This window comes from Mesorhizobium mediterraneum (assembly GCF_002284565.1).
GTDB lineage: Bacteria > Pseudomonadota > Alphaproteobacteria > Rhizobiales > Rhizobiaceae > Mesorhizobium > Mesorhizobium mediterraneum.
Map to the genome: position 1 here is coordinate 260,853 of NZ_NPKI01000011.1, position 22,718 is coordinate 283,570.

Consider the following 22,718-nt stretch of genomic DNA (forward strand, 5'->3'; position numbering starts at 1 on the left):
CTCAGATGCCTCCTGTCATGCGCTTGGCGCCGACGAGGCGCAGTTGCAGCGCGTAGAGGGCCATGGTCACCAAAAGCAGGATGAAAGCCGCCGCGCTTCCGAGCCCCCAGTTGAGCAAGGACTGGATCATCTGGGCGATCATTGCGGCGAGCATCATGTTGGAGGTGCCGCCGAGCAGCGTCGGCGTCACGAAATAGCCGAGCGACATGACGAAAACCATCAGGCCGCCTGCAGCGATTCCGGGAAGCGACAATGGCAGCAGGATGCGGCGGAAGGCGTTGAAGGGGCTCGCACCGCACAGGGCGGCGGCGCGCAGCGTCATCGGATCAATGGCGCGCAGGGTTCCGACCAGTGGCAGTATCATGAAGGGCAGCATGATGTAGACCATGCCGATGGTGACGCCGGTCAGGTTGTTGATCAGCGGCAGCGGCTCGCTGATCAGGCCAATATCCATCAGCGTCCGGTTGATGACGCCGGTGCGTTGAAGCAGCACCATCCAGGCATAGGTGCGGGTGAGCAGATTGGTCCACATCGACAGGATGATGATGCCGAAGACGATCGAGCCGAGGGCAGGCGGCATGATCGCCAGCATCCAGGCGACCGGAAACGCCACGATCACGGTGACGGCGGTGACGACGGTGGCGACCAGAAAGGTGTTGAAGAAGACCCGCGCATAAGTGCCGTCGCCAAACAGGATGGCGTAGTTCTGCAGGCCCGGTACGGGCTCGGTCACGCTGCGCAACAGCAACGCGACGACCGGCACCACGAAGAACAGGGTGATGAGGGTCAGCGCCGGCAAGGCGCCGCCGACGCCGTCTGGCCTTCGGAGGATTGGCTGTCGATGAAGCAAATTGCCCGACATGGCGATGATCCCGGCAGCTCAGGCGGGACGCCTAGCGGCGCCCCGCCGGTTCATGGGTGAGGGCGGCGGCTATTTGGCCTGCCAGGCGTACCAACGCTCCGCGATCGCGTCGCGGTTTTCAGCCCAGTAGTTCATGTCGAGGTTGATCTGCCCGTCGACATAGGCGTCCGGCAACGACTTGACGACGTCGGCCGGCATTTCGGCCTTGGCTGCCGTGTTGATCGGCGCGTAGCCGCTTGCTTCAGCAAACATTGCCTGGCTTTTCGCGCTTGTCGCTGTGGCCAGGAATTTCATCGCGCTAGCCTTGTTCTTCGAGCCCTTGGGGATGACGAGCACGTCGGCGGCAGTCATGTTCTGTTTCCAGGATGCCCCTACATCGGCGCCGTCCTGCTGGAGGGCGAAGACACGCCCGTTCCAGAGTTGCCCGAAGGCTGCCTCACCGGAGGCGATCAGCTGTTGCGACTGCGCGCCGCTGTCCCACCAGACGATTTCCGACTTGATCGTATCGAGTTTCTTGAACGCCCGGTCGAGGTCGAGCGGATAGAGCTTGTCTGCCGGCACGCCGTCGGCCAGCAATGCGATCTCGATGACGCCTGGCGCCGACCATTTATAGAACGTGCGCTTGCCGGGAAATTTCGTCAGGTCGAACATGTCGGCCCAGCTGGTTGGCTCGCCCGACACCGCCCCTTTGTTCCAGGCAAGAACGAAGGAATAGTAGAAGCTGCCGACCGCATGCTCGGTGGTGAAGCGAGGATCGAGATCGGCTTTCGGCACGACATTGAAATCGATCGGCTCCAGCAGGCCATCCTTAGCCGCCTTGATGGCGAAATCCATTTCGACATCGACGACATCCCAGGCGACGCTGCCGCCTTCCACCATGGCCTTCAGCTTGCCGTAGTCCGTCGGGCCGTCCTGCAGGACCTTGATGCCGGAATTGGCTTCGAACGGAGCAGCCCAGGATTTGGTCTGCGCCTCCTGGGTGGTTCCGCCCCAGCTGGTGAACACCATTTCATCGGCCCGTGCGGCGGTGGTTGCCAAGAGTCCGGCCAAAATGCCGGTCAAAATCAGTTTCATGTCATTCTCCTCTGTTGGTTGTTTTTGGTTTCTTGTTGTTATGAAATTGCGCGATCGCGGCGCTGCCCTCATCGCATGACGAACGGATCCGGGATCGGCTCGTCGGATATCCGTATCCAGACGGATTTCGAGCGCGTGTAATCGCGGATGGCGTCGAGCCCGCCCTCACGGCCGAGCCCTGACTGACCGTATCCGCCGAACGGCACGAGCGGCGAAACGGCGCGGTATGTGTTGACCCAGACGACACCGGCATGGATGTCGCGCGCCATGCGGTGCGCCTTGGCGAGATTGGTGGTGAACACGCCCGAGGCCAGGCCGAACGGCGTATCGTTGGCAAGCGCCAGGGCTTCGGCTTCCGTGTCGAAGGTGAGAACGCTGAGCACCGGACCGAACAATTCCTCCCGCACGCAGGGCAGCGCTGTATCCTCGGTGTCGATCATGGTCGGTGCGTAGTAGAAGCCGCGCGGATGCTCGTCGGGCCGTTTTCCGCCGGTGATCAACGTCCCACCACTGGCGAGGCTCTCGGCAACGATCCTCTCGATCCATTCCCGCTGACGTAGTGTTGCCAGTGGTCCCATTTCGGTGGCCGGATCCTGCGGATCACCGATTTTGATGGCCTCGGCCTTGTGCTTCAGCCTGTCGAGGAACTCGGCCTTTATCGAACGCTCGACCAGCAGCCGCGAGCCGGCGACACAGCTTTGTCCAGACGCCGCGAAAATCCCGGCCACGACCGCGTTTGCCGCACTGTCCAGGTCTGCGTCGGCGAAAACGACAACCGGGCTTTTCCCGCCCAGCTCCAGCGTCGTGTAGGCGAGATTTTCCGCCGTGTTGCGGATAATCGCGCGAGCGGTCGAAGGTCCGCCGGTGAAGGCGACGCGTGAAACCAGCGGATGACTTGTCAGGCGCTGGCCGCAATCGTGCCCGAACCCGGCCAGTATGTTGACGCTTCCGGCGGGAAATCCGGCCTCGTGAACGAGTTCGGCGAAGGCCAGCAACGGCGCTGGGCCGTCTTCCGAGGCTTTCAAGACGACCGTGCAGCCGGCCGCCAGTGCCGGACCGAGCTTGACGGCCGAAAGGAAGAGCTGCGAATTCCACGGCACGACGGCAGCGACGACGCCGATCGGCTCGCGCCTGATGGTGACGTCCATATCGGCCTTGTCGATAGGCAGATGCGAGCCTTCATGCTTGTCGGCAAGCCCGCCATAGTAGCGGTAATAGTCGCCGACATAGGCGATCTGGGCGCGGGTCTCGCGGATGATCTTGCCGGTGTCGCGCGTTTCCAGTTCAGCCAGGCGGCCGGCATTGGCGACGACCAGGTCGCCGAGGCGCACCAGCAGCTTGCCTCGCGCCGTCGCCGTCAGCGATGCCCACGCGGCGGAGTGCAAAGTCCGGTGCGCCGCTTCGACGGCGCGGTCGACATCGGCTTCGGTTGCAGCGGGCATCGTCGCCCAGGGCGCTCCGGTGGACGGATCGATGCTTTCGAAGGTGGCCGTCGGCGTATCGAACGCTCCATCTATGAAGTTGCTGAATGCCACGAGGGTCATTGCGGCCTCCCATGCCCGAACGCCGGCATCACCTTGTCGACAAACAGCTGCAGCGACTTCTTCTTGCGTTCGTGCGGTAGGCCGCTGTCGATCCAGATCGAATATTGGTCGTAGCCGAGCGCCTCGTATGCCTTCAGCCGGGCGATCACCTCTTCGGCTTCGCCGATAACCAGGTTCTGTCGCATTTTGTCGGGCGCGTATTGCGGCATGGCCGCGATCTCGTCGCCGGTGAGCGCTTCCAATATGCCTTGGCGAACAGGCTTCTTGTTCTGGAACCACGCCCCGAACTGGCAGTAGAACAGCGACAGGTCCTTCGTCAGCTGCTCTGCATCGGCGGCGTCTTCGGCAACGAATGTGTGCATCAGCAGCATGATCTCGGGGCGGGCGATGTCCGGATGCGCCGCGCACGCCGCGTTGAAGCGCTCCATCAGGCTGGTTACCTCATCATCGCCCGAGGCGAGCGGCGTCACCTGGACGTTGCAGCCGTTGGACACGGCGAAGTCGTGCGAGTTCGGATCGCGCGCCGCCACCCAGATCGGCGGGTGCGGTTTTTGCACCGGCTTGGGCGACGAGGTGGTCGAGGGAAAAGACCAGAACTCCCCGGACATCTCGAAGTCGCCCTCCCAGAGGCCCTTGATAGCGGGGATGATCTCGCGCATGCGCTGGCCCGCGCCCCAGGCATCGAGCCCCGGGAACAGGCGCTGGTATTCGTAGCTGTAGGCGCCGCGCGCGATGCCGATGTCGAGCCGGCCAGCCGTGACGACATCGGTCATTGCTGCCTCGCCGGCGAGCTTGATCGGATGCCAGAACGGCGCGATGACCGTTCCTGTGCCGAGCCGGATGCGCTTCGTCCTGGCGCCGAGATAGGCGATGTTGATGAACGGGTTTGGCGAGATGGTGAACTCCATGCCGTGGTGCTCGCCGATCCAGGCCGTCTCGAAGCCTGCCGCCTCGGCCATCAGGACCAGTTCCTCAAGCTCGTCGATGAGCTCGGCATGCGGCTTTGCCGGGTCCGAGCGTTCCATATGGACGAAGAGCGAGAACTTCATATCTGTTCACCCCGAAGTGTTCATGGATACCGGCTTGGCGAGCGGACGGACTTCACCTTCGACCTCGTTGCCGACATAGACTCCAAACGCATCCTCCCGACATTCGCGAACGTAGCGGGCGAGCATCGAGCGCGCAGCAGCGTCGGCGATGTTCAGTCCGGCAATCCTGTCGATGTCGACGAGCCGAACCTGGCCATCGCTGGAGTGGGGCGCGTCCACCGTGCCGCGGTAATAGACATGCGTTCGCGATGGGTTTGCGGCGTCGTCCCAGACTGCAAACAGGAATCCGAGATGAGCCTCGATGGCTTTCGCAGCCAGCCGTCCCCTGAGGCTTCGCGTGTCGGCGGGCGTCCCGAGTCCTCGGCCCGCCGGCAGTTCGAAAAAGCCGTCGGCATTTTCGAAAAACAGCACGCGGCCTTCGTCTTCGAGGATAGCGCCGACCTCCATGTCCGGAGGCGCGGCCGCCAGAGCTTCCTGGCTGAGACCAGGCGAGACATACGCCCCACGGCAATAGCCGAGGGGCTGCGATGAATTGTGGGAGAATTCGCGAACGCGGCCGATGAGGATCGAATGGTCGCCGGCGTCGACCAACTGCTCCATGTCACAGTCAAACGTCGCCACCGATCCAGCGAGCAGCGGGCTGCCGGTCGGGCCGAAGCGCCACTCGACAGCCGAGAACTTGTCCTGCGATTTCGAAGCGAAGACGCCGGACGCGGCTCTCTGTTCCTCCGAGAGCACATTGATGGCAAAGCACTTCGAGGTCGAAAACACCGGATGACCCAGCGCTTTCTTGGCGATGCAGACCAGCACAAGCGGCGGATCGAGCGAAACGGATGTAAACGAATTGGCGGTGAAGCCTCGAGGCTCTCCTTCCGGCCCGATCGCGGTGACGATGGTAACGCCGGTCAGGAAGGAACCGAGCGCCCGCCTGAATTCGCCCGCGTCGAAGGCTGTGTCCATCGCCGGTCGCGCCGGTGTGCTTGCGCCGTCGTTGCTCTCGAGAAAATCGACAATGCGCCGTGTGACCGTGTCAGGCGAGGCTACGGCCATCATATGTCTTTCGCCCTCCAGAACGGCGCAGCGACCGCACGGCGCGAGGCGGGCCATCGCCGCCGACATCGCAGGCGAGGAATTCCTGTCCTGCGAGCCGGTCATGAACAGAGTCGGCATCGCTAGACCGGAAAGACGATCGCCATGCGCCGCATCCGCATGGGCGAAAAGTCGATACGTGCGCGCATAGCCTTCCGGGTTGACGCTCTGCAGTGCCGCGCGCGTTGTCCTCGCCGCCTCGGCCAGGCTGTCGGGGACGGGGTTGCCGAACCAGCGCGCGATCGTTGCGTCCGTCCCTGACGGGTTTTCCGCGCCATTCAATTCGGCGGCGCGCTCGCGCACTGCCTGCGCAAGGTCCGCCGGGCGGCGAAAGACCGCGTTGAGCGACACCATGCGGCGGACCCGTTCTGGTGCGTTGAGAGCGATTTCCTGCCCGACCAGCGCCCCCATTGAATGGCCAACGATCGAGACGGCATCCAGGCCAAGGTGATCAAGAAGCCGGATTGCCTGTCCTGCATAGTCGGCAAGGCTGGCGTCCTCGGGCGGTAGCGGCGACCGGCCATGCCCCAGCATGTCGATCGCGATCACATCCCATCTGTCCCGCATCAGCTCGATCTGGGGCCCCCAGATCGCCGCGTTCATGCCGACGCCGTGGATGAGGAGGACGGGCGCGCCGGATCCGGCCCGGATGAAGCCGGTGCCGTCAGGCGCCGTTTCGCGATGCCAGGCAGGCTCCGTCAGCTCAGCCATGCAGGTCGCCGACCTCCTTGAGATCCTGGTAGCGGTCGCCGATGCGATGATGCGGTCGTCCGCCGATCGAGGCGCCAAGCGCTACCACCAGCTCGTCCGGCGCCGGCGCGTCGCCGATCTGGAAATGCACAGTCAGGTAGTGCGAACGTCGGCCTTCATCGTACTTGTCCATGAGTGGGATCATGATCGGCGTGTTCGGCCCGCCACGCAGGTTGGTGAAGGCGAGATAGGTCTTGGCGCCGACGGCACGCCGATAGTGGTTGCCGAAATGCAGCGTGTGGATGAGCGCGGAGGCATGCTCGATCTCGCCTGATGTACCGCAGATTGCGGCCTTGCCGTAGCCTTCGATCGCTTCGCCCGATCCCGCAACTGCGAGAATTTCATGGGTCAGCATCTCCCCCAAAACCGGCGCATAGGCGCGGATCTCGGGAGAAAGGTCCTCGGTGAAACCGCGCCCGGCCCAGGGATTGTCGAGCACTGCCGCCACGCCGATCAGTCGCAGCGGCCGGGGGGCCACCTTGCCGCCTTCAATCAGCGTGTTCTCGACATAGGTGACGATCTTTCGGATGGCCGGCTTCATCGAATCCTCGGTGGTCGTTCGGCCGAGGCATCCGGAAAAGCTCCCTTCCGCCCCGGTCATCTTATGGTATACCATACTATTGAAGACCAAATCCCTTGTCAACGGATCGTCGAATCTGTTTGTTTGCGGATGCTGGGAGTAGATGAATTGGCCGACGACACACTGAGGATCGAACGATCCACCAAGACGCTGAGAACGCTGGCGCTGGAGCGCATGCGCGACGCGATCATGGGGTTTCACTTCCAGCCCGGCGAACGGCTGGTCGAGCGGCCGCTTTGCGACCAGCTCGGCGTCAGTCGCTCGGTGGTGCGCGAAGTTCTGCGGCAGTTGGAGACTGAGGGCCTTGTTCAGATGATACCAGGCCACGGACCCGCGGTGGCCAGGCCGGATCTCAGCCGCACCGATGAGATTTATGAACTCCGCGCTTTGATGGAGGGCATCGCGGCGCGCGCCTGCGCGCTGACGGCGACTGAGGACCAGATCGCTGCGCTTGAGCGCGCATTCGATGTGCTGCTCACGGCGTGGGCCTCAGCCAATCCGATCGAGGTGATGCGGGCGACGACAAAATTCTATGAAGTGCTTTTCGATGCCGCCGACAAGCGCATCGCCTGGGAAATCGTCCAGGGTCTGAACGTCCGCATCAACCAGCTGCGTTCCATGACCATCGCTTCGGTGGACCGCCGCGATGCCGCAATTGCCGAAATGACCGACATCATGAACGCGATCAAGTCGCGCAACGGCGATGACGCCGAAGCCGCGGCCCGGCGACATGTGGAGCAGGCGTGGCGAATTGCGCAACAGACCCTTCGCAACAGCTGAAGCAGAAACTTCACATTACGGAATCGCCCGTCGCTCTCGCACTGACGCACTGCAGGCAATTCCAACGCGCATCCCGATGATATAGCAGCAATGGCGTTGTTTCTGACGGCTGACGATAGCGCACTCTGGGTTTGCTGGTGTGGATGCCATTTCAAGCGTATTCTCTTCCTTAGGGAACAAGCCAGGTCGACTTCGATTGGCGGTCGCTTGCGCTCGGCCGCCCCGCTCGGGAGGAGCCTCTGATTGCGATGGCGCGCTTTGCTCACCTCGCCCTTCTCGCCGTTGCCTTGGGATTGTTGCCTGGAATTGCACTGGCTGGGGAGCCTTTCGTCCCGAGCTGGATCAAGAACGATCCTGCAGCCGAGACAGTGGCCATAGAGATTGTTGCCGATTGGAACCAAGTCGAGCGGTATCGCAGGGACAACATCCGGACCGACATTATCGACTTCAACGGTTACTGGGGCGGCAATCTTACCATCGTCGTGCCAGCAGAATGGTCGGTAAAGATCGAGTTCATCAATGGCTCCTCGTCTTTCCGGCACAGCCTGATGCTGACCAGGGTCTACGCTCAGTCAGAGATGCCCGTGAAGTTGACGGCCGAGGATGCGATCTGGGGGGTGTACACCGATCCGCCAGAGGGGATTAAAATCAATGAGAGGAGGCAACTCAACTTTGTTGCGCAGCAGGCCGGGAGCTATTTCCTCGCCTGCGGGAGGCAAACGCATCTGATGGACGGACATTGGATCGGTTTCGAGGTGAGAGACAGCATCGAGCAGGCCGTGGCAATCATAGACGAAAACAAATTTCCGCAGGAGCAGCCCCCAGGACGGCCTTAGGGGCTACGCGAGCAAGCCAGCGCCATGGCTTGGTCGTGGAGATCAATGCAAACCCAGGGCGGCTTACCGGAAATTCGAAAGTCTGGCGTGCCCGAGCAGCTGCCTTTGCTCGCCTAGCCACCAGCGGGCAATGCTTTCGCCACTATTTCAGCTGCCCTATGCCACAAGGGCAATTCTGTACGGCTTGGTCGTTCTGGGCGCTGTCATGGCGCTGCGCGAACGGCGGCTGCAATGAGAAAGGACAACACGATGAGCGCGACGGCGATGAGTAAAGGGGCACCGTCATCGGCGGACGATTTTCTGACCGGGTTGAAGGGGCAGCGCGTGCTGGTGACGGCAGGCGCCGGCGGTATAGGCTTTGCCATTGCCGACACGTTGTCGCGGCTCGGCGCGCGCATCGTCGTTTGCGACGTCTCCGACGAGGCGCTGGCCGCTGCTCCGGACAGGATAGCGCTCGTCGCCGCGGTCAAGGCCGATGTCTCGCGCGAAGACGACGTCGACCGGCTGTTCGAGACCGTCAAGGAAAAGCTCGGCGGCCTCGACGCGCTGATCAACAATGCCGGCGTTGCCGGGCCGACCGGCGGCGTCGATGAGATCGATCCGGCGGAGTGGCGGCGCTGCATCGACATCTGCCTGACCGGCCAGTTCCTCTGCGCCCGACGTGCCGTGCCGCTGATCAAGGCGGCGGGCGGCGGCTCGATCGTCTCGATGTCGTCGGCGGCCGGCCGCTACGGCTACGCTTTCCGCACACCCTATTCGGCGGCCAAGTTTGGCGTCATCGGTTTCACGCAGAGCCTCGCCAAGGAACTCGGGCCGCACGGCATAAGGGTCAACGCCATCCTGCCCGGCATCATCGAGGGACCACGCATCGACAAGGTGATCGCCGACCGGGCCAAGCAGCTCGGTGTGTCGAATGAGGCGATGACGGAGCGCTATCTCCAGAACATCTCGCTGCGCCGCATGACCAGCCCTTATGACGTCGCCTCGATGGTCGCCTTCCTGCTGTCCAATGCGGGGATCAACATTTCCGGCCAGTCGCTCGGCGTCGACGGCAACGTCGAAACGCTTTGAGGAACCGATCATGACAAAGGTCGCAATTGTCGGCAGCGGGTTCATCGGACGGGCCTGGGCGATCAGCTTCGCCCGCGCCGGCCACGATGTGCGGATGTGGGATCAGTCGCCGGCCGCGGCGGGCGGTGCGCATGATTACGTCGCCGGCGTGCTGGGTGACCTCGCCGCGAACGATCTGCTGCGCGGACAGGCAATCGATGCCGTGCGTGGCCGCATCGCCGTCGTTGCGGAGCTGGAAGAGGCGCTGGCCGATGCGGTCCATATCCAGGAGAACACGCCCGAAAGCCTCGACGTGAAGCGCGAGGTGTTCTCTCTGATTGATGCGTTGGCCGGTCCGCAAGCGGTGATCGCCAGTTCCACCTCGGCGCTGCTGCCGTCGAAATTCACCGATCATCTGCAAGGGCGGCACCGCTGCCTGGTCGTGCATCCGATCAAATCCGCCCTATCTCATTCCGGCTGCGGAAGTCGTGCCGGCGCCATGGACCTCGCCCGAAACGGTCGAAAGGACCCGCGCCTTACTCGTCGCCGCAGGCCACGCGCCGCTGGTGATGAAGCACGAGCTCGACGGCTTCATCATGAACCGCCTGCAGGGCGCGCTGCTGGAGGAGGCTTTTCGCCTTGTCGCCGACGGCTATGCCAGCGTCGAGGACGTCGATATCGGCATTCGCGACGGGCTGGCGCTACGCTGGTCGTTCATGGGTCCGTTCGAGACGATCGACCTCAATGCACCGGGCGGCGTGCGCGACTATGTCGAGCGCTATCAGACGATCTATGCCAACATTTTTCCGCAGACGCTGCGCCGCGTCGACTGGGCCGGCGAGGTCATCGAGACAGTAGAGGCCGACCGCCGCAAGCGGCTGCCGCGGGAAGAGCTCGGCGAACGGCAGGTGTGGCGCGACCGCCGGCTGATGGCGCTGGCGGCGCACAAGAGAAAATCGGATCAGGAGTTCGGACGATGACGGAAACGAACCGCAAGCCCAGCGCTCAGCAGGCCAAGGGCAAGGTTATCATCACTTGTGCGGTGACGGGGGCGATCCACACGCCGACCATGTCGCCCTATCTGCCGATCACGCCGGACCAGATCGCGTCCGAGGCGATCGCGGCGGCAGAGGCGGGTGCCGCGATCCTGCACCTGCATGCCCGCGACCCTGAGACCGGCAAGCCCGACCAGACGCCGGAGGCGTTCGCGCGTTTCCTGCCGCGCGTCAAGCAAGGCACCAACGCCGCCATCAACATCACCACTGGCGGCAGCCCCTACATGAAGGTCGAGGAGCGCGTGCGCCCAGCCACTGAGTTCAAGCCGGAAGTCGCGTCGCTCAACATGGGCTCGATCAATTTCGGGCTCTATCACCTCGCGGACAAATACGAGACCTTCAAGTTCGACTGGGAAAAGCCGCATCTGGAAGCGACGCGCGACCTGGTCTTCCGCAATTCGTTCAAAGACATCGAATACATTCTTGCGACCTGCTACGACAACGGCACGCGCTTCGAGTTCGAGTGCTACGACATTGCCCATCTCTACAATCTCTCGCACTTTGCCGACCGTGGGCTGGTGAAGCCACCGTTCTTCGTGCAGTCGGTATTCGGGCTGCTCGGCGGCATCGGCACGCATCCTGAAGACGTCGCCCATATGAAGCGCACCGCCGACCGGCTGTTCGGCGACCAGTTCCGCTGGTCGGTGCTTGGTGCCGGCGCCAGCCAATTGCGCATCGCGGCGCAATCGGCAGCGCTTGGCGGCAACATCCGCGTCGGGCTCGAGGACAGTCTTTGGGCCGGCAAGGGTAAGCTTGCCAAATCGAACGTCGAACAGGTGGTGCTTGCCCGCAAGATCATCGAAGGCCTCGGCATGGAGGTGGCGACGCCCGACGAGGCGCGCGAGATCCTGTCATTGAAGGGCGGCGACAAGGTCGCGTTCTGAGGTGGATCGCGAGATCTGGGCTTATGACTATGACATCGCGACTGGTGCTGCCAGCAACCGGCGCACCTTCGCCCGCGTCGACGCCGGCCGGGGTGGCGCTGCGGCAGCCTGTTCGCAATAAACGGCCTTGGCATCAAGGGCGTTGCGGAACCACGCTTCGCCGGATGACGGCGGCTGAAAAAGGGGATAGAGGCGAATAAGGAAGCCGAGCGCTCGCTCGATTTCTAGACGATGGCGGCCACCTCGCTTCGCTGAGAGTTTGTCCATGAATTTCGACATTCCAGCCCGCACCGAAGATTACCGCGTCCGCATTGCCGACTTCGTCGAGCGTGAGATCCTGCCGCTCGAGGCCGACAAGACGTCCTATGACGCGCATGGAAATATCGCCTTGCCGCTGCTGGAGGCGCTTCGCGCCAAGGCGCGGATGGCGGGCCTGTGGTGCCTGCAGCTCAAGCCCGAAACCGGCGGCGCCGGCCTCGGCAAGATGGACATGGCGGTCTGTTATGAGGAGATGAACCGGTCGATCTTCGGACCCGTGGTGTTCAATTCGGCAGCGCCCGACGATGGCAACATGATGGTTCTGGAGGCGCTCGGCACGCCAGCACAAAAGGAAAAATGGCTGAAGCCGATCGTCGAGGGCAAGGTGCGATCGGCCTTTGCCATGACCGAACCGCACCCCGGCGGCGGCTCGGACCCTTCGATGATCATGACGCATGCGGAGCTGCGCGGCGACAAATATGTCGTGACCGGCCGCAAATGGTTCATCACCGGCGCGGAGGAGGCCAGCCATTTCATTCTGATCGCGCGAACCTCGGACGACCCGCGCCATGGGCTGTCGGCCCTGATGTTCCACAAGGACCAGCCAGGCTGGCGCATCGTGCGCCGCATCGAGATCATGGGCCCGGAGGAGCATGGCGGGCATTGCGAGCTGGAGTTCGATGGGCTCGAAATCCCTGTCGAAGACATGCTGGTCGGCGAGGGTAGGGGCATGAAGGTGACGCAGGTGCGGCTCGGCCCAGCGCGGCTTACCCACTGCATGCGATGGCTCGGACTGTCCAAGCGCTGCGTTGAGATCGCGCGCGCCTACGCCGCCGAGCGCTATGGTTTCGGCCAGCGCCTCGCCGACCGCGAAAGCGTCCAGCTGAAGCTCGGTGACCTCGCCATGCGCATCGAGATCGGCCGCATCCTGGTGATGAAGGCTGCGTGGGAGCTGGACCGCGGCGGCTTTGCCCGCAAGGAAGTATCGATGGCCAAGATCCAGGTCGCCAATGTGCTGCATGACGCAGCCGATGTGGCGATCCAGATCAATGGCGCGCGTGGCTATTCCAAGGACACGGTGCTCGAATGGATCTACCGCTATGCTCGCCAGGCGCGGCTGGTCGACGGTGCCGATGAGGTCCACAAGATGGTGCTGAACCGTTTCCTCAACGAGGAAGAGAGAGGCTTCTGGCGCTGGACGGTCGAAGGCGAGGCGTAAGCGACGCGCGGTGGCATCTCAGGAGGAAAAGATGGCGCAGCCGTCGAATGCGGATTTCGATCCTGCGGCATTGAAGGCTTTTCTCTCGAACCGCTTCGGCGACGCCGCCATGACGCTTGAGCGGATTGGCGGCGGACAGTCCAACCCAACCTACTTCGTCGACTATGGTGCGCATCGCATGGTGCTGCGCAAGAAGCCGGCCGGGCCGATCCTGCGCGGGGCGCATGCCGTCGACCGCGAATTCCGCGTGCTTGAAGCGCTTGCACCGACCGATGTGCCGGTGCCCGGGCCGGTGCTCTATCACGACGGCGTCGAGCCGCTCGGCACGCCCTTCTACCTGATGGAGCGGCTTGATGGTCGCGTCTTCCACGACTGTTCGCTGCCCGGCCTTTCGCCCGCGCAGCGACGCGGCATCTATTTCGGCATGGCCGAAGCGATGGCCAAATTGCATGCTGTCCGTCCCGACGAGGTCGGTCTCGGCGACTACGGCCGGCCCGGCAACTATTTCGAGCGCCAGATTGGCCGCTGGACCAGGCAGCTCAGGGAATCGCCGAGTGACAGAATTCCGGCACTCGAAGTGGTCGCCGACTGGCTGCCGCAGCACCTGCCCGCGGATGATGGGCGCGTGGCGATCGCCCATGGCGACTTCCGCCTCGGAAATCTGCTGTTCCATCCCGGCAAGCCGGAGGTGATCGGCATTCTCGATTGGGAGCTGTCGACGATCGGCCATCCGCTCGCCGATCTCGGCTTTTGCTCGATGACCTGGCATTCGACCCCGGGCGAGTATGGCGGCATCCTCGGCCTCGATCATGCCGCACTCGGCATCCCGAGCCAGCGCGAATTCCTCGACCATTATTTCGCGCATGCCGTGCCCACTGCGCCCCTGGAACGCTTCCACCTGGTTTTTTCGCTGTTTCGTTTCGCGGTGATCTTCGTCGGCATCGCCGACCGGGCGCGGGCAGGCAGCGCGGCGTCGGCCGATGCCGCCGGGAAGTGGCCTCTCGCCGGCCGCTTTGCCGTGCGTGCCCAAGAGATCATCCAAGGAGCAAGGCCGTGGAGCGGCTCCTGAGGAGAGCGTTCGCGCCTGGTCCTTTCCCTATTTCGCGGCGTCAGCAATCCAGTCCGAGAGGCTTCGCGAAAAGCTTCGCGGCACCATGAGTTCGCACGCGGTCTCACCGGTGCGCAGGAAAAGCACGGGCACATGATGCAAGGACGTCAGCACGGCCCGGCCCGGGGCGGCCGCCGACGCGCGCCAGTCGACGGCGATGCATTTGGAGAGAACCCGCGCGATGTCAGCCCCAGCCATTCTGAAACGCACGCGACCTTCGTCGAGAGAAACTGAACAGCCGAGATCCGGGTCGACGGCAAGCGAAGGTGCCTGCGCGCCGTCGTCAAGAGCCAGCCAGAGACGGCGAGGGGCAACGCGGATGACAAGGAAACCCTTGTGGCGAACAGTCTCTCCAACCGAGGCAGGAAGCTTGGTGCCGAGCGACGTCGAGAGGCTCGATTCGAATTGCCCCAGCGTGCCGTCCCAGCCCTCGACCTGGATGAGCGGGCAATCGGCCACGGACAGGCTGAAATCCGGGCTAGCCATGTAGCCGCTCTCCCTGCGGATCGAGAAATACCGGCGAGACGATGCGGGCGCGCACCGTTTCGGTCTTCATCGGATAGACGGCCACGATCTCGCTTCCTTCGCTAGCGACATCGCCAGCAAGCAAGGCCAGCCCGACATAGCGACCGCGTTCAGGGCTGAAGGTGACGGAGGTCACGCGGCCGCGCCCGTGGCCGTAAGGTTTCTCACCCGGCAGGAACAGGATGGCGCCACCGCGAAGGCGTTTTCCCTCCTCGATGCATTCCAGCCCGACCAGGCGCTGCCGGTCTGGCGCCTGGAAGGCGGGGCGCCGTCGCAACACGTCGCCGACGAAGCCGGTGCGCTTGCCGGCCATGCGGCCGAGGCCAAGATCGTCGAGCGTCGTGCGCCCATCGATTTCAGGTCCGGCGACATGGCCCTTTTCGACGCGCAGCGCACCGAGCGCCTCGACGCCATAAGGCTTCAGATCGAACGGCCTGCCAGCTTCGAGCAGGCGGCTCCAGAGCTGTTCACCGGCGGTTGCGCCGACATAGATTTCGTAGGCGCGCTCGCCGGAATAACTGAGACGCAGGATGCGGAGCGCACGGCCTCGCCATTCGCTTTCGAGCAACCCCATATGCGCAAGTGCCGCGTCGGAAACGTCGAGAGCGGGAAACGCCGCACTCAGAATTGCGCGGCTTTTCGGTCCGGCAACCGACATCGCCGCCCATTCATCGCTCACCGAGGTCACGGCTACGCGCAAATCCGGCCAGGCCGTGTCGAGCAGGAATTCGAGACGCGACAGCACATCGGCGGCCTTGGCGGTCGAGGTGGTCATGAAGAACCGGTTCTCCGCCAGCCGCGTCGTGGTGCCGTCGTCGAAGACGATGCCGTCGTCGCGCAGCATGACGCCGTAGCGGGCGCGGCCGACCGGCAGTTTGGCAAAGCCGTTGGCGTAGACGCGATCCAGGAAAATCGCGGCATCCGGGCCTTGGACGTCGATCTTGCCGAGGGTGGAAATGTCCATCAGGCTCGCGGCCTGGCGCGCATTCCGCATTTCGGCGACGTAGGCTTCGTTCACGTCACGTCCGGACTGCTTATAGAAATAGGGCCGCATCCAGAGCCCGACCTCCAGCATCTCGGCGCCGTTCGTCATGTGCCAATCGTGCATCGGCGTGCGGCGGATCGGCTTGAAATGATGACCGATGGCGCGTCCGGCAAGCGTACCGATGGCGACCGGCGTGTAGGGCGGGCGAAAGGTCGTGGCGCCGGTCTCGGGGATCGTTGCGTTGCGCAGGGTGGCCATCGCGGCAAGCGCCGGAAAATTGCTTGTCTTGCCCTGGTCGGTGCCCATGCCGAGGGTGGTGTAGCGCTTCAGGTGCTCGACCGATTCATAGCCCTCGCGATGGGCGAGCTCGATATCCCCGGTCGTCACGTCCATCTGGAAATCGACGAAGGCCTTTCCACGCCCAGCGGGCAGGACCTCGCGAAGCTGGGCTGCGGCGGTCTCGCCAAGATCGAGTTTCGATGGAGTGGGCGCCGGTCCCGACTTGCCGCAAAACGATGCCGCCTGGGTGCCGGCGCGGTGACCGTCCTCGATGGCACCGGCGGTCGAATAAGCTCCCATCATCGAGCCGGCGCCGAACCGGTCCGCCGCAAACGCGCCCGGCACGAAGCCGCCGATGTCGTCGCGGTAGGCAGGTTTGATGCCCAGGTGCGAGGTGAGATGCACGGTTGGCGACCAGCCACCGGACACGCAGACCAGGTCGCAGGCGGCCTCGGATTGGCCGTCCGGCCCGTTGAGCGTTGCACGCCTGACGGCATGGCCGCCGCGCAGGTCGACGATGTGCGTTGCGGCCCGCACAACCACGCCGAACTGTGCGGCCTCCGCGACAAGTGCTGCGGGAAGTGATGCGCGCAGATCGGCAACCGTCACCTCTGCGCCGGCTGCGGCAAGGTCGAAGGCGGTGCGCCAGGCGCCGTCATTGCTGGTGGCGACGATGATTTTTTTGCCGGGCAGGACGGCGAAACGGTTGAGATAGGTCCGGGCGGCCGAGGCAAGCATGACGCCGGGCCGGTCGTTGTTCGAGAATACCATTGGTCGCTCGATGGCGCCGGTGGCGAAAACGATCGAGCGGGCGCGAAGCATGGTGAACGTCTGCCGCGCCTCGCCGACCGGCTGGCGATTGGTTGGGTCGCGTTGCTCGACCAGTCCGATGACATTGCCGTCATAGATACCGAAAGCGGTCGTCCGCTTCATCAAGGCGACGGTTTCGGAGCTCTCCAGCTCGGCTTCGGTCTGTCTCAACCATGCGGCCGCCGCGCTGTCGGACGGTTCCGCCAGGAGTTGGCCGCCGAGCAGGAAATCCTGCTCGATCAGCGCGACCCGCGCGCCGGCGGCCGCGGCAGCACGCGCCGCCGACAATCCCGCCGGACCGCCGCCGATGATCGCGACATCGGCAAACGCATGACGAACCTCGTAACGGTCGGGGTCAGGGTCGGTGCCGGCTCTGCCCAGCCCGGCCGCCTTGCGGATAAAATGCTCGTAGAACATCCAGGCACGGCGCGTCGGGCCCATGAAGGTCTTGTAGTAGAAGCCGGCCGAAAGGAACGGCGCCAGCAGGCCGTTGGCGCTTTGCACGTCAAAGGCAAGCGAGGGCCAGCGGTTCTGGCTCTCCGCGACCATGCCGTCTGCGAGTTCGAGTGTCGTCGCCGGCAGGTTCGGCTCGCGCCTGCCTGCGATTCCGAGCGTAACCAGCGCGTTCGGCTCCTCGGGCCCGGCGGAAAAGATGCCGCGCGGACGATGATATTTGAAGCTGCGCCCAACCAGGGTGACGCCGTTGGCGAGCAGCGCGGACGCGAGCGTGTCGCCGCGATATCCAGCCAGCTTGCGGCCGTCGAAGGTAAAATCGACCGGCTGCTCGCGGTCGATACGGCCACCCATCGACAGCCGCTTGTGGTTCGAACTCATGCCGGTGGTTTCCTGGCTGGTGATTTCCTGGCCGACAATTTCCGGGCGAGGTCGACGGATGCGATGGCGTGGTTGCGCGTGTCGCGTTCGACCACCAGCCATTGGCGGCAGCCGATCACGTGCTGCCAGAATTCGCGGTGCAGGCCCGCCGGATTTGTCCTGACATACACGTAACGGTACCAGGCCTCCGGATCGGGATCGTCGTGGGCCGGACGCGTGACGGAAGCATCGCCGCCGTAGCGGAACTCGTCATGGTCGCGCGGACCGCAGCAGGGGCATTCGATGCGCAGCATTGTCTTGCGCCTCCTATTGCAGCCAGGCGGAGGGGCCGGCGCCAGCCTCATCGAGCGTGTGGCCGGTGCGGAAACGATCGAGCCCGTAGGCCGCGATCAAGGGGTGCGGCTTGCCGGTGGCGATCGTGTGCGCGAAACACCAGCCGGAAGCCGGCGTCGCCTTGAAGCCGCCATAGCACCAGCCGCCGTTGAGATAGAGGCCCCCGATCGGCGTCGGGCAGATGATCGGGCTGGCATCGGGGGTCATGTCCATGACGCCGCCCCAATGGCGCAGCAGACGGACGCGCGAAATGCAAGGCATCAGCGCAATCGCCGCCTCCGCCACTTCGCGCACGACGCCGAGATTGCCGCGCTGAGCGTAGGAATTGTAGCCGTCGAGATTGCCGCCGAAGACCAGCCCGCCCTTGTCCGACTGGCTGACGTAGAAATGGTCGGCGCCATAGGCGACGACTTGGTCTACCAACGGCTTCAGCGGTTCGGTGACAAAGGCCTGCAGGACGTGGCTTTCGATCGGCAGTTCAAGGCCGGCCTTGGCACCGAGCACGGAGGTATGACCGGCAACAGCGAGGCCGACCTTGCCGGCGCCGATCCGGCCTTTCGTCGTTTCGACGCCGACGATACTGTCGCCGTCGCGGAGGAAGCCGGTCACCTCGCAGTTCTGGATGATGTCGACGCCATGGCCGTCGGCGGCGCGCGCATAGCCCCAGGCGACGGCGTCGTGGCGCGCCGTGCCCGCCCGGCCCTGGAAGATAGCGCCATGGATCGGAAAGCGGGCGGTGTCGGAAAAGTCGAGATAGGGCACCAGACGTCGCACCTCGTCGCGGTCGAGGATATCGGCATCGATGCCGTTCAGCCGCATGATGTTGGCGCGGTGGCTAAAGCTATCGAGCTGGTCGGCCGAATGCGCCGTGACGAGCTGGCCGCGCTGCGAGAACATGACGTTGAAATTCAGCGCCCGCGACATGTTCTCCCAGAGCTTCATCGAGAATTCGTAGAACTGGGTGTTGCCGTCGAGCAGGTAGTTGGAGCGGATGACGGTGGTGTTGCGGCCGACATTGCCGCCGCCGATATAGCCCTTTTCGAGAACAACGACATTGCGGATGCCGTGGTTCTCGGCGAGGTAGAACGCGGTAGCGAGGCCGTGTCCACCGCCGCCGATGACAATCACATCGTAGGACGGTTTTGGCTCCGCTGCCCGCCAGGCGCGTTGCCAGTTCTTCTGGCCTGACAGCGCGTTGCGGAAAATCGAGAATGCCGAGTAGCGCGCCATGCGTGCGGGCCTATCGAACGATCGGGCCGGCCGGCGTGCGGGTAAGCACTTCGGCACCCGCATCGGTCAGAAGCACCGTGTTGGAAACGAAGTCATCACCGCGACCGGTGCCCATCAGCCACGACAGGATGTGGAAGCTCATCCCGGTCTCGATCTCGAGATCGGAATCGTGCCTCAAGCCGGTCACCGAGTTGCCGCCGGTCCATGATGGCGGCTGCCCGACGCCGACGAGGTAGCCGCAGTGATGGCGGCGATAGTGAGAAAGACCGGCCTCATCGGCGACGGCTTGCCAGGCGGCGTAGAGGTCGCGCGCTCTGGCGCCGGGCCGCAGCGCCTCGACGACCGCGTTGAAGGCCTTGGCGGTCACTTCCGCCATCGCGGCATCTTCGTCGCTGATGTGGCCGATGCGAACGAGCCGGCCGAGCGGCGCGTGATAACGCGCGATGCAGCCGGACAGTTCGACGAAGACCGGCTCGCCCTTGCGATAGATCCCGTCACCCCAGGTCGTATGCTCTTCGCCCAGGCGCGCGGCCGGGCGGATGAACGGGCCGAAGCCCGGAGCATGACCGCCGGCGCGGATCATCGCCGCAACGCATTGGGCCGCGACCTCCGGTTCGGAGGCGCCGTCCGAGATCGCCGCGATCGCGGCGCCGGCGGCAGCGTCAGTCACTTGTGCCGCCTGACGCATCAGCGCCTGTTCCTCGGCGCTCTTCACCCGCCGCATTTTGTCGACCAGACCGGAGACATCGCTCCATCTGGCATCAGCCTGCGTTTGGAGTGCGATGGCAAGCCCATGGCTTAGGCCAGCCGTCCAGTATTCGAGGCCGATCCGCTCGCCGGACAGGCCGAGCTCCGCAAGCACGCGCGCGGCAAGATCGGCCGCCGTTTCGCTGTCGGAATGGCCGCGGAATTCCGCTGCGGTCACCTGTTTCTCGATCGTCACCTTTTCCATCGAGCGGGTGATCAGAACAGGTTTTCCTTCGAGCGGGACGATCAGCAGGTGAGGGGCAAAATAACCCCAGTGATCGAGCCCGGTGAGGTAGAAGACGTTCTCCGGCGACGCAAAGACCGCCGCGTCGAACTCACGCTCGGCCAGCGCCGTGCGGACCTTGGCAAGGCGGCCGGCGATTTCGGCTTCGGAAAACGGATTACGGTCCATCAGGCGTCCTCGTGCTGGGTGCCGGTTTCGTTGCCGGCATGATCTTTCGTCAGTTCCGGGTTCCCGTCCTCATGGTCAGTCGAGGACGATGAGTTCGCGCGCCACATCGCAGAGGCGTTCGCCGCCGCGATCCGTGACAACGAAGGATTCCGAGATGGCGATGCCGAAATCGTCGAGCCAAACGCCGGCCATGAAATGGAAGCACATCCCGGACTGCATCTGGGTGCTGTCGCCGGGACGGAGACTTGCGGTGCGCTCGCCCCAATCGGGCGGGTAGGCGAGCCCGACCGGATAGCCGACGCGGCTTTCCTTCTTCAGCCCATTCCTCCGCAGGACCGCCTGCCAGGCGGCTTCCACCTCTTCGGCGGTGGTGCCGGGGCGCGCCTTCTCAAGGCCGGCGTCGACGCCCTCGACGATCGCCTTAGCCATGTCGAGGATAGCTTGCGGCGGCTTGCCGAAATGCACGGTCCGCGTCAGCGCCGCATGATAGCGCCGCCGCACCCCGGCGATCTCCAGAATGGCGAGGCCGCTGTCCGGCAACGGCGCATCGGACCACGTCAGATGCGGCGTGCTGGTGCCCTCGCCGACGGGCATCAGCGGACAGATTGCAGCATAGTCGCCGCCCGCTCCGGGCACGCCCATGATCTGCGCGTGATAGATTTCCGCAATGACGTGGTTCTGAGGCACGCCAGGTCGCATTTTTTCGATGGCGTGGTTCATGGCGTGCGTGCAGATCGCACCGGCCTCGCGGATCAGCACCAGCTCGGCTTCGGATTTGACCAGTCGCGCCCAGTTGACGAGATCATGGTTGTTGGCGAAGTGCGCGTCGGGCAGCCCGCTGACGAGATGGGCGTGGCAGCGCGCGGTGTAATAATGCGCGTCCATCTCGACGCCGATGCGGGCCTTTCCCCAGCCACGCGATCGGATCAGATGGGCGAGTTCGTCATAGGGGTGTTCGACGGGCTGCTGCACCAGCCGTTCCGAGAACGGCACGATGTTTTTCTCCAGCAGGCCGGTGGTCAGGCGTGCGCTCCTGGCGTCCTGCGCCCTGCCGAACCAGATCGGCCGGTCCTCTTCCAGATGGACGAGGACGCACTGCGGAACGTAGAACGACCATCCGTCATAACCGATCAGCCAGCACATATTGGCGGGATCCTGACAGACGATGAGGTCGAAGCCGGCCTTTTCCATGCGTCTCTTCACGCCAGCTAGGCGCTGCGCATAGTCCGCTTGCGTGAATGTCCCGAAACCGCTCGCGCTCGCCACCGAAATCCTGCCTTTACGGATGCGCTGTTTTGCCCTTTTCACACGGGCAACTTGCCTAAATTGTGCACAACTAGACAATAATTTGTCGTTTGACCGCGAATTATCGCCGAATTTCTAACGTTTTTATATCTTCACTTGCGCAATGTCTAGGGCAGTTGTATACGTCTTGTCAGGCGGGTGTCGACCTCGAAGAAGGCTGCGCCCTGGGAACCATTCATCAGTTGTTCAACGGGAGAAAAGCATGTTCAAATCATCGATATCGCGCCGGATGGTCGTCAAAGCCGCCGCCTGCCTCGCGCTCGCCGCCACGTCATTGGCGTCGTTGCCCGCTCATGCGGAAACCACTCTCGAACGGGCCAAGAAGGACGGCTACATCCGCGTCGGCTTCGCCAACGAGGCGCCGTTCGGTTTCGCCACGCCTGACGGCAAGCTGACCGGTGAGGCGCCGGAAGTCGCCAAGGCGGTGCTCGCCAAGATGGGTATCGCGCAGGTCGACGGCGTGCTGACCGAATTCGGTTCGCTCATTCCGGGTCTCAAGGCCGGCCGTTTCGACATCATCGCCGCTGGCATGTTCATCAATCCGAAGCGCTGCGCCGAGATCAATTTCTCCGAGCCGTCCTACGGCATCGGTCAGGCCATGCTGGTGGCAAAAGGCAATCCGAAGGGCGTGAAGGATTATTCCAGCATCAAGGACAATCCGGATCTCAAGCTCGCCGTGATGGCCGGCGCCGTCGAGGGCGGCTATGCCAAGGACGCCGGCGTCGCCGCAGGGCAGATTGTCGCTTTGCCCGACCAGTCCAGCCTTGTGGCCGCTGTTCAGGCTGGCCGCGCGGACGCTGCCGCACTGACCGCCCTTTCGATCGCCGACATGGCCAAGAAGGCCGACGGCGTCGAATCGACCAAGCCGTTCGGCGAGGTTGCCGGCAAGTCGGTGAAAGGCCATGGCGGCTTCGGCTTCCGCAAGGAAGATACCGATCTGCAGGAGGCGTTCAACGCCGAGCTGAAGACGTTCCTCGGTTCACCGGAGCACATCGCGCTGGTCGAGCCGCTCGGCTTCGGCAAGGACTATCTCCCCAACAAGACCACCGCGCAGCTTTGCGCGGGCGAGTAGGTTCCCAACTGCTGGCGGCGCGAAAGCGCCGCCCTTTTTTCTAGGGGA

The 22,718-nt window shown here is 63.9% G+C and carries 19 protein-coding genes and 1 pseudogene; 8 read left to right on the forward strand and 12 right to left on the reverse strand.

From position 1 onward, the window contains the following. Nucleotide 1: 1 nt before the first annotated feature. The 6 genes from CIT25_RS06360 to CIT25_RS06385 all read right to left on the reverse strand — a co-directional run bounded on the left by CIT25_RS06360 (nt 2) and on the right by CIT25_RS06385 (nt 6,909). Nucleotides 2-862, reverse strand: coding sequence for an ABC transporter permease (locus CIT25_RS06360; RefSeq protein ID WP_095483700.1), 861 nt, complete (start codon nt 860-862; stop codon nt 2-4). A 69-nt stretch (nt 863-931) separates the two neighbouring features. Further along, nucleotides 932-1,936: an ABC transporter substrate-binding protein gene (locus tag CIT25_RS06365; protein ID WP_095483701.1), complete on the reverse strand. Its 1,005-nt coding sequence runs from the start codon at nt 1,934-1,936 to the stop codon at nt 932-934. Between the two features lie 68 nt (nt 1,937-2,004). Then, the gene (locus CIT25_RS06370; protein ID WP_095483702.1) at nt 2,005-3,480 is read right to left on the reverse strand and encodes an aldehyde dehydrogenase; all 1,476 of its coding nucleotides are present in this window, start codon (nt 3,478-3,480) and stop codon (nt 2,005-2,007) included. After that, nucleotides 3,477-4,529 (reverse strand): LLM class flavin-dependent oxidoreductase, encoded by a 1,053-nt coding sequence (locus tag CIT25_RS06375; RefSeq protein WP_095483703.1) that lies wholly within the window; start codon nt 4,527-4,529, stop codon nt 3,477-3,479. The genes CIT25_RS06370 and CIT25_RS06375 overlap by 4 nt, the downstream gene beginning before the upstream one ends. A 6-nt stretch (nt 4,530-4,535) precedes the next feature. Beyond that, the gene (locus CIT25_RS06380; RefSeq protein WP_095483704.1) at nt 4,536-6,329 is read right to left on the reverse strand and encodes an alpha/beta fold hydrolase; all 1,794 of its coding nucleotides are present in this window, start codon (nt 6,327-6,329) and stop codon (nt 4,536-4,538) included. After that, on the reverse strand, nt 6,322-6,909 hold the full coding sequence (locus CIT25_RS06385; RefSeq protein ID WP_095483996.1) for an amino acid synthesis family protein: 588 nt from the start codon (nt 6,907-6,909) through the stop codon (nt 6,322-6,324). Before CIT25_RS06385 ends, CIT25_RS06380 begins: the two co-directional genes overlap by 8 nt. Before the next feature lie 147 nt (nt 6,910-7,056). Between CIT25_RS06385 and CIT25_RS06390 the strand changes: the two genes are divergently transcribed. From CIT25_RS06390 to CIT25_RS06425, 7 genes and pseudogenes are all read left to right on the forward strand, one after another. Then, nucleotides 7,057-7,728 carry a GntR family transcriptional regulator gene (locus CIT25_RS06390; protein WP_095483705.1) on the forward strand — a complete coding sequence of 224 codons (672 nt, stop codon included), beginning with the start codon at nt 7,057-7,059 and terminating at the stop codon, nt 7,726-7,728. A gap of 248 nt (nt 7,729-7,976) precedes the next feature. Further along, nucleotides 7,977-8,564, forward strand: coding sequence for a sulfocyanin-like copper-binding protein (locus CIT25_RS06395; protein ID WP_245329775.1), 588 nt, complete (start codon nt 7,977-7,979; stop codon nt 8,562-8,564). A 264-nt stretch (nt 8,565-8,828) separates the two neighbouring features. Beyond that, a complete protein-coding gene (locus CIT25_RS06400; protein WP_095483997.1) occupies nt 8,829-9,635 on the forward strand; it encodes an SDR family oxidoreductase in 807 nt (268 codons plus the stop codon). 10 nt (nt 9,636-9,645) lie between these two features. Next, nucleotides 9,646-10,594, forward strand: a pseudogene (locus CIT25_RS06405) (3-hydroxyacyl-CoA dehydrogenase). Further along, complete coding sequence (gene kce, locus CIT25_RS06410; protein ID WP_095483707.1) at nt 10,591-11,553, forward strand: 3,5-dioxohexanoate:acetyl-CoA acetone transferase; 963 nt, start codon at nt 10,591-10,593, stop codon at nt 11,551-11,553. Before CIT25_RS06405 ends, kce begins: the two are co-directional and overlap by 4 nt. Nucleotides 11,554-11,818: 265 nt before the next feature. After that, on the forward strand, nt 11,819-13,030 hold the full coding sequence (locus CIT25_RS06420; RefSeq protein WP_095483708.1) for an acyl-CoA dehydrogenase family protein: 1,212 nt from the start codon (nt 11,819-11,821) through the stop codon (nt 13,028-13,030). Nucleotides 13,031-13,061: 31 nt separating this feature from the next. Then, nucleotides 13,062-14,099, forward strand: a complete 1,038-nt coding sequence (locus tag CIT25_RS06425; protein WP_095483709.1) for a phosphotransferase family protein — start codon at nt 13,062-13,064, stop codon at nt 14,097-14,099. A gap of 27 nt (nt 14,100-14,126) precedes the next feature. Here CIT25_RS06425 and CIT25_RS06430 read toward each other — a convergent pair whose 3' ends face one another. From CIT25_RS06430 to CIT25_RS06455, 6 genes are all read right to left on the reverse strand, one after another. Then, entirely contained in the window at nt 14,127-14,624 is a 498-nt protein-coding gene (locus CIT25_RS06430) for a sarcosine oxidase subunit gamma (protein WP_095483710.1), read from the reverse strand. Next, the gene (locus CIT25_RS06435) at nt 14,617-17,571 is read right to left on the reverse strand and encodes a sarcosine oxidase subunit alpha family protein (protein WP_095483711.1); all 2,955 of its coding nucleotides are present in this window, start codon (nt 17,569-17,571) and stop codon (nt 14,617-14,619) included. The genes CIT25_RS06430 and CIT25_RS06435 overlap by 8 nt, the downstream gene beginning before the upstream one ends. After that, the gene (locus CIT25_RS06440) at nt 17,568-17,864 is read right to left on the reverse strand and encodes a sarcosine oxidase subunit delta (RefSeq protein WP_095483712.1); all 297 of its coding nucleotides are present in this window, start codon (nt 17,862-17,864) and stop codon (nt 17,568-17,570) included. The genes CIT25_RS06435 and CIT25_RS06440 overlap by 4 nt, the downstream gene beginning before the upstream one ends. Nucleotides 17,865-17,877: 13 nt before the next feature. Further along, nucleotides 17,878-19,134 carry a sarcosine oxidase subunit beta family protein gene (locus tag CIT25_RS06445; RefSeq protein WP_095483713.1) on the reverse strand — a complete coding sequence of 419 codons (1,257 nt, stop codon included), beginning with the start codon at nt 19,132-19,134 and terminating at the stop codon, nt 17,878-17,880. 10 nt (nt 19,135-19,144) lie between these two features. Further along, entirely contained in the window at nt 19,145-20,293 is a 1,149-nt protein-coding gene (locus tag CIT25_RS06450) for a M24 family metallopeptidase (protein ID WP_095483714.1), read from the reverse strand. A gap of 75 nt (nt 20,294-20,368) precedes the next feature. Continuing rightward, a complete protein-coding gene (locus CIT25_RS06455; RefSeq protein ID WP_342587090.1) occupies nt 20,369-21,601 on the reverse strand; it encodes a M24 family metallopeptidase in 1,233 nt (410 codons plus the stop codon). A 199-nt stretch (nt 21,602-21,800) separates the two neighbouring features. On the opposite strand from CIT25_RS06455, the gene ehuB reads away from it, so the two are divergent. Beyond that, nucleotides 21,801-22,670 (forward strand): ectoine/hydroxyectoine ABC transporter substrate-binding protein EhuB, encoded by an 870-nt coding sequence (gene ehuB, locus CIT25_RS06460; protein WP_095483716.1) that lies wholly within the window; start codon nt 21,801-21,803, stop codon nt 22,668-22,670. Nucleotides 22,671-22,718 lie beyond the last annotated feature (48 nt).